Here is a 14271-nt window from a genome sequence, read left to right as displayed (position 1 = left end):
TCATAAAGAACGGAGGTGCTCTATGAAAAAATTAAAAGTATTTTCTATCTCAGCAATTCTTATTGCTATCTGTTGCTCTTTTTTATTTTCAGCTTCAGTATCCGCAGCATCAAAAAAACGTAACAAATTTGACCACAAACCCAGCGGAAACATTTATTACTATGATGAAAACGGACATACTGTAAAGGGACTTGTCACGATCCGCGGAAAGAAATATTATTTTAATGAAAAGGGAATCCAGCAAAACGGCTGGCAGAAGATCAAGGGAGATTATTATTTCTTCCAGATCCGCAACGGCTGTTATGCCTCCATGGTAACTTCCCGGCGTGTAAATGGTATTTATCTTACCAAGAGTGGAGAAGCACGCTATAACAGTGAAGAAAAAAGAAAACTGAACCTTATGGTCACAGCTAACCAGGTCATGCGTCGTGTGACCAAAAGAAATATGTCCAAACCAGAGAAATTATGGAGATGTTATCTGAAGGCAGTCAGCTACGGATACGGTGGCACCGGCAATGACTACGATTTCCGTTACTATTACTCAAACTGGGATGTCAGCTATGCGGAGGATATGTTCTACCGGGGGCATGGCGACTGTTTCGCTTTTGCATCTGCATTTGCTTACCTGGCTAACGCAGTCGGATTTGAAGCCAAGGTTATCTCATCAGGCGGTCATGGATGGGCTGAGATCAAAGGAGAAGTCTGCGATCCGAACTGGGCAAAAGGCACAGGACATATCGAAAGATATTACCGTATGAATTATGACCTCAGCGGTGTAGACGGACGTCCCTATTATAGAGGAAACAGGGCGTATGTAATTACAATCTGATCTCATCCGGACATTTTCTGACATGTCCGGCAGATAAAACTATACGCTTCGCTGCCTGATTTATAGTAATCCTCTAAAATAACGCATCTTAATCCAAAAAGTTCCGGGTATCTGTATCTGCCAGATGTCCCGGAACTGTTACTGTTCACTCCGTTCACAGTAACGTAGCCAAAATTCATTCCAGATTGCCTGCGGCAATGGAATTTTGGCTTGTGTGTCTCGGGATTTTGGCATATTCATGCCAAAACACCTCGCGGGATAGTGGTGTGTGAACAGTAACCTCCGTTCTCAGTAATGTTGCCCAAATTCTCTATCCTGAGTTGACTTTCCTTTCTTTATATCGTATCATTAAATATTATTCATTCAAAAATATTTTTAAGAAAGAGGTTATCATCCATGCAGGATAACAAAAATTTTCTGGGCACAGAACCTGTTGGAAAGCTTCTTTTAAAGCTATCCATTCCAACAGTGATCGCCCAGCTCATCAACATGCTTTATAACATTGTAGACCGTATTTATATCGGCCACATCCCGGGGGAAGGCAGTCTGGCACTTACAGGTGTGGGAGTCTGTATGCCCATCATCATGATCGTCTCCGCATTTGCGGCACTGGTCAGTTCCGGCGGTGCACCAAGGGCTTCTATTTATATGGGAAAACAGGATAATAAATCTGCTGAGAATATATTAGGCAATTGTTTTATTCTTCAGATTATTATCTCTGTAATCCTCACTGCAATTTTATTAATCTGGGGCAGGGATTTATTACTGACTTTTGGCGCCAGTGAAAACACCATCAGTTATGCAACAGATTATATGCATATTTACGCTTTCGGTACCTTGTTCGTACAATTAACCCTTGGTATGAATGCATTCATCACTGCACAGGGATTTACCACATTTTCCATGGTTTCCGTCCTGATCGGTGCTGTCTGCAATATTGTTTTAGACCCTGTATTTATCTTTGTTTTTCATATGGGGGTACGCGGTGCTGCACTGGCAACTGTTATCTCACAGGCGATTTCCACACTCTGGGTAGTTTTATTCCTCTGCGGCAAAAAGACACAGCTTCACCTCAGGAAAAAGCATCTCCATCTGGAGGCAAAAGTTGTTCTTCCCTGTATCGCACTGGGACTTGCTGCTTTTATCATGCAGTCAAGTGAAAGTATTGTAACTGTCTGCTTTAATTCATCCCTGCTTCGGTACGGCGGTGATATTGCGGTGGGAGCCATGACCATCCTGACCAGTGTTATGCAGTTTGCCATGCTTCCTCTTCAGGGAATTGCGCAGGGAGCACAGCCAATTTCCAGTTATAATTACGGTGCCAAAAATGCAGACAGAGTAAAGAAAACATTCCGTTTGCTTCTGATCACCTGTCTGTCATATTCTGTACTTCTCTGGGCTGCTGTACAGCTTGTTCCCAGAGTGTTTGTAAGCATTTTTACTGCAGATACAAGTCTTATCGAATTTACTGCACCAATGCTGAAGATCTATCTGGGTGGTCTGTTCCTCTTCGGTATCCAGATTGCCTGCCAGATGACCTTTACCTCACTTGGAAAAGCAGTAAACTCTATTATTGTTGCAGTTGTCCGTAAGTTTGTACTGCTGATCCCGCTAATCTATATTATGCCTCATATGGTATCTGATCCAACAACAGGCGTATATATGGCAGAACCCATTGCAGATATTACTGCAGTGATCTTTACATCTGTTTTATTTACATTTCAGTTTAAAAAGGCGCTGGCAGAAATCCGGAATTAAATACTGTACCAATCCATAATAAGGGGTGAACATTACAAAACGTTCACCCCTTAAATTATGCATTTCTATAGTCAAACGGATATTCACAATCCGCTTCGCTACTTGATTGATCAAAACAAGTCATTAATCACTTCCTGTACTGTCTGCAAACGCTCTGCTTTCCATGCTTTTGCACCACAGAAAAGAAGTCCCTCATCTACATTCCCTTTTACTGCATTGATCAGTCCGTCAGTAATACAGTAAGGTATTTCTTTGGGGCTGCATTTTACAAGACATCCATGACAGGGACTGTGTGAAATCTGTTCGCCGTTCATGACACGGGTCATGAATTTGTTCATAATGGCACGACCTGGCATTCCAACAGGGCTTTTTACAATGGCAATGTCGGATTCTTTTGCTTTTAAATGAGCTTCTTTGTAGCGGATGTCTGCATCACATTCTTCCGTTGTGATAAAGCGGGTAGCTACCTGAATGCCATCAGCACCCAAATTATCCACTTTTCGGACATCCTCTCTATTATAGATACCACCGGCTACGATCACCGGGATTTCTGTCTCATATTTCTCTGCGTAGCTTTTTACTGTTGTGATGATTTTCTTTATTTCTTCGCTGTAGGATTCTTCGGTATATTTCTCCAGTTCTTCTTTATGAAAACCAAGGTGTCCGCCTGCCTGAGGACCTTCGATCACTACCAGATCTGCAGTTCTTTTGTATTTTCTGTCCCAGTATTTCAGGATTACTTTTGCAGATTTGTCTGTAGATACGATGGGAGCAATCTTTGTCAGACTTCCTTTTACCAGTTCCGGAAGCTCTGTGGGAAGTCCCGCACCGGAGATAATGATGTCTGCGCCGGCTTTTACTGCAGCCTTTACGTGAGATGCATATTCTTTCAGTGCAACCATAATATTGTATCCTATGATTCCGTCTCCTGAAATCTCACGGGCTTTTTTCATTTCACCGGCAATGGCACGTTCGTTAGCTGCTGCCGGATTTCTGTCGAAGTCTTCTTCCCTGTAACCGATCTGTGCAGTGGAAATAATACCAACTCCTCCTGCTTTCGCAACAGAACCTGCAAGTCTGCCAAGACTGATCCCAACTCCCATTCCCCCCTGGATCAATGGAACTCTTGTGATTTTATCTCCTATTTTGAAATTCTTCATTGTGATTCTTCTCCTGTTATTTTGTTTGTATTTTAAATATTTTGATATTCAAAGTATATCATAATATTTGTTCTTGTCAAGAGAAACCAGTTTATATAGTTTTTAATACTATATAAACGTTACTGTTCACTCCGTTCACAGTAACATATAAACTTATAGATTTTGACAAAAAATCCGCGGATATGATCAATTTATGTAATCATATCTGCGGATTTATTTATTTTCATTAAATTTTCCTCATTATATTATCTTCCAACTGTTTCTCATCGGGCTGTGCAATAAAATCGAATGGTATCTATCACTTTCTCCATTTGAAGGGGTTTTGAAAAATGTTCGTTCATTCCTGCTGCTTTACTCTGTGCAATATCATCCAGAAAAGCATTGGCTGTCATAGCAAAAACAGGGATAGATTTCGCATCCTCTCGATCCATTTTTCTGATTCTGCGGGTAGCTTCCAGCCCTCCCATTTGTGGCATCATCAGATCCATCAGGATCACATCAAAGTATCCGGGCTCTGAATTCTCAAAGATTTCTACAGCTTCCCGTCCATTCCATGCCTTTGTCACTTTCATTTTTTCTTCTTTCAGCAGAAACTCAGCAATTTCCATATTCAGCTCATTGTCTTCCACCAGCAGAACCTGAATTCCCTCTACTGAACAGTTCTGATACATATGAGATTTCTTTTCCTGCTCCTCTGCAGAGATTTCAAAAGAAATATGGAGAATAAATTTGGTTCCTTTTCCCTGTATGCTCTCAAAGAAAAGAGTTCCTCCCTGCAATTCTGTCAGTTTTCTGGCAATGGCAAGTCCCAGACCGGTACCTGCATATTTTGTTCTGGCTGACTGCCCTTCCTGGGCAAAAGGCTCAAATGCCCTTTTCTGAAATTCCTCACTCATGCCGATCCCGGTATCTGTACAGGTCAGTTCATATTCCGCAATGGTATCCGTATAGGAAACCTCACGACAGGTAACTGTCACAGAACCGCCATCATGATTATATTTTACTGCATTGCTGCCGATATTCATCAATGTCTGCTGGAAATGTACCGGACTTCCTATCAGCTGTGTATGGATGATTTCTCCATCTTCTACATAATAATTGACACCAGCTTCATTTGCCTGCATCCTGGTGATTTCATTCGTATTATGCAAAAGTTCCAGCAGATTAAAGTGCTTCCTCTCAAGCTGTATATTGCCGGATTCCAGCTTATTCATGTCCAGCACATCATTGACAAGGTTTAAAAGATAACCGGAAGCAGTCCTGATTCTGGTACGTGCTTCCTGCTGAAGCTTCATATCATCCGGATAACGGTCTGCAATATTCACACAGCCCTGAATTCCATTGATCGGTGTACGGATATCATGACTCATTCTCCTCAGGAAATCTGTCTTTGCCAGATTGGCTTTCTCCGCCTCCTGAGCGGTTCTTCTCAGTTCTTCCCGGCTTTCCAGCTCAGATATTTTCTGGTCATTAATATCTCTCGTCACATAGAGAACATTGGTTACCTCCCCTGCTTCGTTTCGAAGCTTCACAATAAATCTGGCCTGATGCCAGACTCCGGTTATGGCTCTGTATTCTGTGGAAACCTCCTCTCTGTTCTTCAGACGCTCTGCCAGCGTGGAAGCATCCAGGAATTCTCTCATTCTTTCCTGAAATTCGGGAGCTACGATTTTCTCTCTGGCTTTTGTAAACTGAACAGAAATTTTTCCACTTCTGCCAGTCAGACGGTGCATGGATTCCTTGCTGGAAATCTCCTCGTAGGTATCATGGAGCAGATCCATCCGGTAGATGATCCAATACATTTTGCTGATTGCAGAAATGATCTCATTATTCATTTTCAGATCAGCCATAGTCTCTTCCATCTGCTGCTTCTTTTTCATATCCTCCTGCACAATATCATCAATATAGCGAAATCCCATAATGATCTTATAATCATCCCTGTTTCCTGTCTCCAGACGGATCACCTGTAATTCAAAATACTCATGTCCGGCATGGTTTTTCACTGACTGATAACGATACGCAAAACGTTTGTGATTCCGCAGATACTCTATGAGAGCGTGACGTTCCATCTTCCGGAGGAAATCCGGTGCTGATTCCCGGATCACATAATGGTCATAATAATATCTGATTCTGGAGGTATAGCCGGATTTCAGCTCCGTCATCCCATCAATCTCTGCCCAATTGGAATGTACGCTCTGTTTGATCGTTTCCATAGTATCATTTGCCAGATCACATAAATAAAATGAGGTATAATCTACGCAGAGAGCTTCCAGGATATGCTTCTCCTTCTGAAGTTCCTTCAAATTGCTCTCCAGTGTTTTCTGTTTTTCCTCAAGCATCCTGAACATACGCAGATTATTCAGTGTACTGGCAAGATGTCCACCTGCATTGGAAAGAAGCGATATGGAAACGCCGGGATTAACCAGCTCCGGATTATCCAGACCGATAAAACCGCTCAGCTGCGTATTTGCAAACAAAGGTAAAACCAGCAGAGAATGAATGTCCTGAACCTTCAGAATGTCATATTCCGAAGGCATGGTTTCGCATATTTTCTCCAGATCATGAATAATTATGGTTTCTCCACGAAGAAATTTCTCATGCCACACCGGCATACTATCGGCAGAAATACGAATCAGATTGTCAATCTGGGGGACGATCCCCTCTCTGCACCATTCGAAGGTATTGCTGTAATAATCCTGTTTTTCAGACAGCAGTTCAAAAATATATACCCTGTCTGCATCTGTATATTCGCCGGTGTATTGAAGCAATGCAGGAATACAGTCCTTCACTTCTTTCTCATCTGATGCCTGATTGATGTCTGATATCAGAGACAGGATCTGATTCAGCAGTTCCAGCTTTTTGTTGAATTGTCTGTAGTTGATTTCATGTTCTTCACTCTTATTATCGTTTGCCTTAAACTTTTTCATATAATCTCCCAACACTTATATAGAAAGTACCACCGCGTTAATGCCTGAAAACAAAAAAAGAACAGCCGATACATATGTTCGAACTGTTCTCCTACTTCTGAAGTCCATACAGCATTGACATTACTGTTTCCTGCTCATTTGTACTTATACCGCTCTGTATCCGTAAAACTTACCTTTAAACCAATAGAGGAAGTATATTTGTAAATAAAATTTAAAGATACTTTCGTTTCTGCAAAAGTCATTTTCGCTTATATCACTTTCATAATATCACAGACAGCAACTTCATTGCAACTTCAATTCAAAATGATTTCTATTTGTTTTTATAAAACCTTCTTTCTGTAGCTTTGATATCTCCGTAGACATTGCCGCACGGTCAATGCACAGATAATCTGCCAACTGCTGCCGGTCAAAGGGAATATCAAAAGATAACGACGAATGTCTGATAGACTCTGCCGACAGATAGGACAATAGTTTGTCCCTTGTCGTTCGCTTGCCCACATGTGTGATTTTGTCGTTCAGGATCAGTATCTTATTTGCCAGAACGCTGACCAGGTTGCGGATCAGCTTCTGATGGTGTTCGCATGCAGTCGGGCAGGAAATCAGAAGCCTTTGGACATTTAGCAGAATAATCTCACAATCCGTATCTGCCACCACACTGACATTCAGAACAGCACCCGGGCTTGCTGCATATGGCTCACCAAAGAAATCACCGGTATGACATTTCGACAGAATATTCCGATGCCCCCAAAGGTCTTCCTGAATAACAAGAACACAGCCAGACACCACAAGTCCCATTACCTCAGTAGAATCTCCTGCTCTGAAAATATAAGAATCTCGTTTTTGGGAAACTGCTGTTGCTTTTACACAATGCAGTATAGATAATATCTCGTTATCAGTAAGGCCTGTAAAGAATGGACTGTTTTTTAGAATGGGTAAATATTTTTTCAAAATCATTCCTCCTTGTTGGAAATCAAACATACAAGTTGTATTTATCATACTATAATGCTGACAGAAACAAAAGTTAAATCTATTGACGGAGGTAAAATGATAAGAAAGATTATTCGAATCGATAAAGAAAAATGCAATGGCTGCGGCGCCTGTGCAGATGCCTGCCACGAAGGTGCCATTGATATCATTAATGGAAAAGCAGAATTGGTGAGAGAACATTTCTGTGACGGACTGGGGGATTGCCTCCCGGAGTGTCCCACAGGTGCCATTTCCTTTGAGGAACGGGAAGCACCTGAATATGATGAAGCGGCTGTGAAAGAAGCACAGAAAAAAATATTTGCCAAAAATCAGGCAATAACTGCTCATGCCGGCTGTCCCGGGTCTAAAAGCATGCAGATTCAGCGATCAGAAATACCCAAATCAGAAAAACCATCTTCAAACACAGGTCAGGTATCCAATCTTCAGAACTGGCCGGTACAGATTAAGCTGGCACCTGTCAGTGCCCCATATTTTAACGGCGCAAAGCTTTTAATCGCAGCCGATTGTACTGCTTACGCTTACGCAGGCTTTCATCAGGATTTTATCCGAAATAAGGTAACATTAATCGGCTGTCCTAAATTGGATCAGGTGGATTATAGCGAGAAACTGACTGCAATAATCCAAAATAACGATATTCAAAGTGTGACGATTGTAAGAATGGAAGTTCCATGCTGTGGCGGACTTGAGATGGCAACCAGAAAAGCACTTCAGAATAGTGGAAAATTCATTCCCTGGCAGGTTATAACCATAGGTATTGATGGAAATATTATAGAATAAAGGAGGATACGACAATGGATAAAAAAATGTTTTGTTATCAGTGTGAACAGACAGTGGGATGCACCGGCTGCACAGGAAATGCAGGTGTCTGCGGAAAAAAGGCAGGCACTGCCAAATTACAGGATGAGCTGACAGGTGCGTTGATCGGTCTGGCAAGGGCTGTCGATAGCACAGCAGCTATTTCCAAAAGTACCAGTCAGGTCATAATTGAAGGACTGTTTACTACCGTTACAAATGTGAGTTTTGACGATGCAGCAATCGAAAATATGATACAAAAAGTCAGAGCAGAAAAAGAAAGACTGGTTCCTGGCTGCAGTAAATGTCAGTCACCTTGCGGTAAATCAGACGAATATGACATGCAGCAGCTGTGGAATGCAGATGAAGATATCCGCTCCCTGAAGTCCCTTATTCTTTTCGGGATTCGCGGAATGGCAGCCTATGCTTATCATGCAAATGTTCTGAATTATGAAGATGCCGAAGTAAACCGTTTCTTCTGCGAAGCATTATTTAAGATTGGTTATGAAGAAAGTATGGATACACTGCTTCCTACTGTACTGAAAGTAGGGGAAATCAATCTGAAATGTATGGCACTTCTTGACAAGGCAAATACCAAAACCTATGGAACACCGGAACCGACTGCAGTTACACTTACCGTAGAAAAAGGACCATTTATTGTAGTAACCGGTCATGATCTGAAGGATCTGCAGCTTTTACTTGAACAGACAGAAGGAAAAGGAATCAACATCTATACCCACGGTGAAATGCTCCCTGCCCATGCCTATCCACTCTTAAAGAAATTCTCTCACTTAAAAGGAAATTTCGGAACTGCATGGCAGAATCAGCAGAAAGAGTTTGATCATCTTCCGGCTCCAATCCTTTACACCACCAACTGTCTGATGCCGCCAAAAAGCAGTTATGCTGACAGAGTATTTACAACAGAAGTGGTTGCTTTCCCAGGCGCTGTTCATATCGACGAGAAGAAAGATTTCACACCGGTTATTGAAAAAGCACTGGAACTGGGTGGTTACAAAGAAGATCAGACACGCACAGGCATCAACGGCGGCACGAAAGTGACAACCGGTTTCGGTCATGCAGCTATTCTCTCCCATGCAGATACTGTAGTAGAAGCTGTAAAATCAGGAGCGATCCGCCACTTCTTCCTGGTTGCCGGCTGTGATGGTGCCAAACCAGGTCGAAACTATTACACAGAATTCGTGAAGCAGACACCTTCTGACAGTATTGTTCTCACCCTGGCATGTGGAAAATTCCGTTTCAATGATCTGGATCTGGGAGAAATCGGTGGTCTGCCACGACTGATGGATATGGGCCAGTGTAATGATGCTTATGGCGCAATCCAGGTTGCTGTAGCACTTGCAGATGCATTTGGATGTTCTGTAAATGAGCTTCCGCTTTCCTTCGTTCTCTCTTGGTATGAACAGAAAGCAGTCTGTATCCTGCTGACACTTTTACACCTGGGTATCAAAAACATCCGTCTTGGTCCTTCTCTTCCGGCGTTCCTGTCTCCTAATATTCTAAACTATCTGGTGGAAAATTATGGTATTGCACCTATCACCACACCGGAAGAAGACATCAAAGCACTGATGAACCAGTAAAATAAATTTTTCAAAATCTTCGCAAATTAACAAAGCCGATACAGGATTCAAAAATCCCGCATCGGCTTTATTTATGGATCTGAAGACTCGGATCTGCCGACAACAATTTTAAACATGTGCAGCGATATTCTGATGGGGTTAAATGATAACGTTTTTTAAACAATCTGCAAAAATAATCAACGTTATGAAATCCACTTTCATAGGCGATCGTTTTTACTTTTTTATTCGTATTTTTCAATAACCAGGAAGCTGCCTGAAGTCGATATCCTATCAGATAATTAACCGGTGTAGTATGTAAAAACCGGTGGAACAAATTAAGTGCAGTACTTTTGCTGATTCCTATATGTGAAGCAATTTCATCCAGAGACAAATTATGATTATAGTTTTCATGTATATATTGCATGATTAACTGCACTCTTTTCTGTGCAACTTCATCAACTGTCTGTACATCTCCTTTATCAGATAACTTTACATTTTCATAAAAAGTCAGCCATAAATCCTGCATCAATGCCAAAGTAGCAAGTTCTCTTATTTTCTCATTTCCCTGTATTTCCATTATTTTTATCATAGTTTGTATAATCTTTGTCTGCCATAGTTCATCAGTCTGAAAACGCTGGAAATATATATTCGATGAAATGATTGGCAAGATATATTTCTTATAGATCAGGCTGTTCTCCGGTGCAATAAATTCCGGCATACATACAAAGTTAGGAATGATACCACCTGATGATGCGTAAAAGCGGTGCAATATTTTAGAATTAATAAAAATTGCTTCTCCTTCTGACAATATAATCTGTTTTTCTCCTATTCCGCATGTAACTTGTCCGGACTCCACATATAAAAACTCAAATTCTCTGTGCCAGTGCCACTCAATACAATGAAAATCAAACAATTCCAGATTATCATAATAATACTGGAATGGATAGTCACTGCTTCCATGCTGTTTAATTTCCATGAACTCCTCGTCTGTAAGTATCTTATTATATATTTTATTATAATCCATCTCCATATCACATTCTTTCTTTTTTACGATATTATACAGTATTTCTACAATTTAATTCAATGTATATATCTAATATTTGCTATATAATCAAGCAAAAAAAGAAAAGAGGTATACTTATGATTTTTAAATGTAGAAATTCTATAAAAAAAACAGACTACCATAAGACAAAAATCGCCTGTTATATGGGGTTTATCACACAGGCTATTGCGGCAAACTTCGCACCGCTTCTTTTTTTGAAATTTCACAGTGACTACCATATTTCTCTCGGTAATATTGCTCTGATATCCACTTTCTTCTTTTTCACACAGCTTCTGGTTGACCTGTTCTGTGCCAAATTCGTGGACCATATCGGGTATCGTGTGTGCATTGTTACATCAGAAATATTTTCTGCACTGGGTCTGCTTGGACTGGCATTTTTACCTGATTTTTTACCTAATCCTTTTATTGGAATTATATGTAGTGTTATTGTTTATGCCATCGGAAGTGGTTTAATAGAAGTACTTTGCAGCCCTATTATCGAGGCCTGTCCGTTTGAAAACAAAGAAGCAACTATGAGTCTGCTCCATTCGTTTTACTGCTGGGGAGCTGTTGGGACAATTTTGATTTCCAGCTTATTTTTCCTGATATTTGGAATAGACAACTGGAAATGGCTCGCCGTAATATGGGCAATCATTCCTGCAGTTAATACTTATAACTTCATGACCTGTCCCATTGAACCTCTGGTTGACAATGGTTCTGGAATGGGCATTAAGAATCTGTTTTCCAGACCATTTTTCTGGGTTGCAATATGTCTGATGATCTGTTCCGGAGCTTCTGAACTTGCAATGGCTCAATGGGCATCTGCTTATGCAGAAGCTGCACTGGGATTGTCAAAAGCCCTGGGCGATTTAGCAGGTCCATGTATGTTTGCAGTAACAATGGGAATCAGCCGTATAATTTTTGGAAAATATGGAGAACAGTTAGATTTAATGAAGTTTATGAGTGGTTCAGGCATATTATGCGTTGTCTGTTATCTACTTGCCGCTTTGTCATCCAGCCCGATTATCGGACTTATCGGTTGTATTGCATGTGGATTTTCAGTTGGAATCATGTGGCCTGGAACAATCAGTATTTCCTCAAAAACTTTTCCAACAGGTGGAACGGCTATGTTTTCTCTTCTTGCCATGGCAGGAGATTTAGGTGGCAGCATTGGACCTGGAATTGTTGGTCGTATCACCCAGAATGCCGGAAATAATATTAGGATTGGCATGGGATTCGGACTTATTTTTCCAGTAATTCTATTGTTTATGTTATTCCTGCTGTATCGAAAAAAATCCACACAGCCTCAAATATCAAAGCACTGATGAACCATTAAAAGTAAATTTTTCAAAACTTCTGTAAGATCAATAAAGCCGATACTGGATTCAAAAGTCCCGCATCGGCTTTTTACTTTGGTTTCTTTCTTTTCCCTGTAATTTTTTCTACCTTCAAAACATATCATTGCTCCATAACAAGGAAATCTATTGTATATCATTTTTTAAATTCATAAAGAAAATTGCTATTTTATCTAACTTTCCTTCATTATATTCTGCAAAATTCAAATAATATTTTGGAATACTTTCATCTTGAATTTCTTTTTTATATAACCATTGTCTTGTTTTAGCTTCCGGAGCAAAAATAACTGCTTGATTTTCACTGGAAAAAATCTCATTATAAGTACATGCTGAACGGTCTAAAACACACTTCCAATCCATATTCTCATCCTGAAAATATCGATTTAGTTGATTCAAAAATTTCTTTGCTTTTTGCATATAAATGACATTCATAATTGGATTATAATGTTCTCCCTCTATTACAGGAATTTCCCATACCAAACAACACGTTTTCATTTATAGATCCCCCTTTACAAAATGCATAACTCCCCAATTTCCTAATCAATAAAACTTGAATTTATTTGGAAGATTTTATTATCCATTCATCAAGAAATTTCATTTGTTCATCCGTATGAAACCAATGCTCTCCATTTTTCATAATAGAAAGTGTTGAATTAGTCCTCTGTACAAATTCAAATATCGTTCCATAAGCGGTAAGATTATCTTTTTCACCATACAAAATGTGCGTTGGGATTTCCCATATAATAGGATTTTCTCTTGCATAGCAAAGATAATCCCATGAAAGAGTCTCTCCAAAGGTTGTCTGAATTTCTTTTTTCTCTTTGAGTTCATCCTCTGTAACATTTGCCCAAATCATCATATCAGCAATAAGCCTTTCCATATCTACAACGGGCGAAATAAAATATGCTTTCTCTATTTGCTGATTTGATAAGGCATTGATAGCAAAATACGCTCCAATGCTATTGGCAATTACTTCAACAGTCTTGTAGTTTCTATAAATTGAATTAAAAAGTAATGGAAATTCTTCTTTTGCTTCCCATGGAAACTGTGCAGTATAGTCGAGACCAATCACATCACAATTACTAAAGAGCGGTTTGTAATGAATAGCTTCTTCAGCATTACCACCTTTTCCATGTATATAAATAACTGCTTTATCCACAATAGTTATCCTCCACAAATTCAAATTGTTACACTTAAAAAAGCGGAATTTCACCATCATAGTTTTCTGCTTTTTCCAATAGCGGTCCTTTAGCTCCCATCGTAAACGCGATGTCGCTACTGCGGATAGAGAGCAGCTCCATTCCGGGTCTCACCTTCAAAAAATCCATCATTTTCTTCGTAAGAAGAATTTGCCCCTCCTGTGAAATCTCTACCCAGCAGTAGGAACGCCCCTTGTATTTGATAAATTCGCCAGAACCTGCTGAGTAGTCAAGCAACGGTGGAGTATCGTCCAAAATGTGACCAAGTTTTGACGGATGCAAAAGGCCTTTCCGGGTGACGCAGAAGCCACCGGTAATCTTACTTCCGGTAAAAAGATATACTTTTCCTTCATCTGCAATGTGATATTCTTCCATTGCCTGCGGTGGAATCCGCAATGTTCCATCCGTCCGAATGAGTGATTTCCCGAAAATAAATTTTCCTCCCTTATTCATTTGTGGCATAAAAACACCTCCTGAAATTCCGATTTTAATGTCTCTATTATACCATAATGATACTATTATAAAAAAGGAAAAAGAGCTCCTTCGAGCTCTTTTGATTCAGTTCTGTAGTCGAGTAGACTAAGACCTCTCAATCTTAGCCCCTCACAGATCCGTACGTGCGGCTTTCCCGCATACGGCTCCTCA

The 14271-nt window shown here is 40.3% G+C and carries 12 protein-coding genes; 5 read left to right on the top strand and 7 right to left on the bottom strand.

Features of this window, described 5'->3' with window-relative positions; translation table 11 throughout:
* The first annotated feature begins 22 nt into the window (after positions 1-22).
* A complete protein-coding gene (locus I4V44_RS01310) occupies positions 23-829 on the top strand; it encodes a transglutaminase domain-containing protein (RefSeq protein ID WP_196002202.1) in 807 nt (268 codons plus the stop codon).
* A gap of 396 nt (positions 830-1225) precedes the next feature.
* Entirely contained in the window at positions 1226-2587 is a 1362-nt protein-coding gene (locus tag I4V44_RS01305; protein ID WP_118408956.1) for an MATE family efflux transporter, read from the top strand.
* A gap of 110 nt (positions 2588-2697) precedes the next feature.
* Here I4V44_RS01305 and I4V44_RS01300 read toward each other — a convergent pair whose 3' ends face one another.
* The 3 genes from I4V44_RS01300 to I4V44_RS01290 all read right to left on the bottom strand — a co-directional run bounded on the left by I4V44_RS01300 (position 2698) and on the right by I4V44_RS01290 (position 7622).
* Positions 2698-3747, bottom strand: coding sequence for an NAD(P)H-dependent flavin oxidoreductase (locus I4V44_RS01300; RefSeq protein ID WP_118408958.1), 1050 nt, complete (start codon positions 3745-3747; stop codon positions 2698-2700).
* Positions 3748-4010: 263 nt separating this feature from the next.
* Positions 4011-6674, bottom strand: a complete 2664-nt coding sequence (locus I4V44_RS01295; protein ID WP_196002201.1) for a GAF domain-containing hybrid sensor histidine kinase/response regulator — start codon at positions 6672-6674, stop codon at positions 4011-4013.
* Between the two features lie 282 nt (positions 6675-6956).
* Positions 6957-7622, bottom strand: coding sequence for a Crp/Fnr family transcriptional regulator (locus I4V44_RS01290; RefSeq protein ID WP_118408960.1), 666 nt, complete (start codon positions 7620-7622; stop codon positions 6957-6959).
* Positions 7623-7718: 96 nt separating this feature from the next.
* On the opposite strand from I4V44_RS01290, the gene I4V44_RS01285 reads away from it, so the two are divergent.
* Positions 7719-8438, top strand: coding sequence for a 4Fe-4S binding protein (locus I4V44_RS01285; protein ID WP_118340190.1), 720 nt, complete (start codon positions 7719-7721; stop codon positions 8436-8438).
* A gap of 14 nt (positions 8439-8452) precedes the next feature.
* Positions 8453-10051, top strand: a complete 1599-nt coding sequence (hcp, locus tag I4V44_RS01280; protein WP_196002200.1) for a hydroxylamine reductase — start codon at positions 8453-8455, stop codon at positions 10049-10051.
* A gap of 67 nt (positions 10052-10118) precedes the next feature.
* Here hcp and I4V44_RS01275 read toward each other — a convergent pair whose 3' ends face one another.
* The gene (locus tag I4V44_RS01275) at positions 10119-11006 is read right to left on the bottom strand and encodes an AraC family transcriptional regulator (RefSeq protein ID WP_243280160.1); all 888 of its coding nucleotides are present in this window, start codon (positions 11004-11006) and stop codon (positions 10119-10121) included.
* Between the two features lie 164 nt (positions 11007-11170).
* On the opposite strand from I4V44_RS01275, the gene I4V44_RS01270 reads away from it, so the two are divergent.
* A complete protein-coding gene (locus tag I4V44_RS01270; RefSeq protein ID WP_243280159.1) occupies positions 11171-12397 on the top strand; it encodes an MFS transporter in 1227 nt (408 codons plus the stop codon).
* A 156-nt stretch (positions 12398-12553) separates the two neighbouring features.
* Here the strand turns inward: I4V44_RS01270 and I4V44_RS01265 are convergent, their stop codons facing one another.
* The 3 genes from I4V44_RS01265 to I4V44_RS01255 form a co-directional block, all read right to left on the bottom strand.
* Entirely contained in the window at positions 12554-12922 is a 369-nt protein-coding gene (locus I4V44_RS01265; RefSeq protein ID WP_118408964.1) for a hypothetical protein, read from the bottom strand.
* A gap of 61 nt (positions 12923-12983) precedes the next feature.
* Positions 12984-13586, bottom strand: coding sequence for an alpha/beta hydrolase (locus I4V44_RS01260; protein ID WP_005337276.1), 603 nt, complete (start codon positions 13584-13586; stop codon positions 12984-12986).
* Positions 13587-13620: 34 nt separating this feature from the next.
* The gene (locus I4V44_RS01255; RefSeq protein WP_005340973.1) at positions 13621-14088 is read right to left on the bottom strand and encodes a hypothetical protein; all 468 of its coding nucleotides are present in this window, start codon (positions 14086-14088) and stop codon (positions 13621-13623) included.
* Between the last annotated feature and the right edge of the window lie 183 nt (positions 14089-14271).

It is taken from the genome of Blautia sp. 1001283B150304_161114_C9, assembly GCF_015668165.1.
Classification (GTDB): Bacteria; Bacillota; Clostridia; order Lachnospirales; family Lachnospiraceae; genus Blautia_A; species Blautia_A wexlerae.
The sequence above is the reverse complement of the archived record's forward strand: the minus strand, read 5'-3'. Positions and strand labels throughout refer to the sequence as shown.

Excerpts from the sequence above, each read along its gene's own strand:
- I4V44_RS01310 (WP_196002202.1), top strand. The coding sequence starts at position 23 with ATGAAAAAATTAAAAGTATTTTCTATCTCAGCAATTCTTATTGCTATC.
- I4V44_RS01305 (WP_118408956.1), top strand. The coding sequence starts at position 1,226 with ATGCAGGATAACAAAAATTTTCTGGGCACAGAACCTGTTGGAAAGCTT.
- I4V44_RS01300 (WP_118408958.1), bottom strand. The coding sequence starts at position 3,747 with ATGAAGAATTTCAAAATAGGAGATAAAATCACAAGAGTTCCATTGATC.
- I4V44_RS01295 (WP_196002201.1), bottom strand. The coding sequence starts at position 6,674 with ATGAAAAAGTTTAAGGCAAACGATAATAAGAGTGAAGAACATGAAATC.
- I4V44_RS01285 (WP_118340190.1), top strand. The coding sequence starts at position 7,719 with ATGATAAGAAAGATTATTCGAATCGATAAAGAAAAATGCAATGGCTGC.
- hcp (WP_196002200.1), top strand. The coding sequence starts at position 8,453 with ATGGATAAAAAAATGTTTTGTTATCAGTGTGAACAGACAGTGGGATGC.
- I4V44_RS01275 (WP_243280160.1), bottom strand. The coding sequence starts at position 11,006 with ATGGAAATTAAACAGCATGGAAGCAGTGACTATCCATTCCAGTATTAT.
- I4V44_RS01270 (WP_243280159.1), top strand. The coding sequence starts at position 11,171 with ATGATTTTTAAATGTAGAAATTCTATAAAAAAAACAGACTACCATAAG.
- I4V44_RS01265 (WP_118408964.1), bottom strand. The coding sequence starts at position 12,922 with ATGAAAACGTGTTGTTTGGTATGGGAAATTCCTGTAATAGAGGGAGAA.
- I4V44_RS01255 (WP_005340973.1), bottom strand. The coding sequence starts at position 14,088 with ATGCCACAAATGAATAAGGGAGGAAAATTTATTTTCGGGAAATCACTC.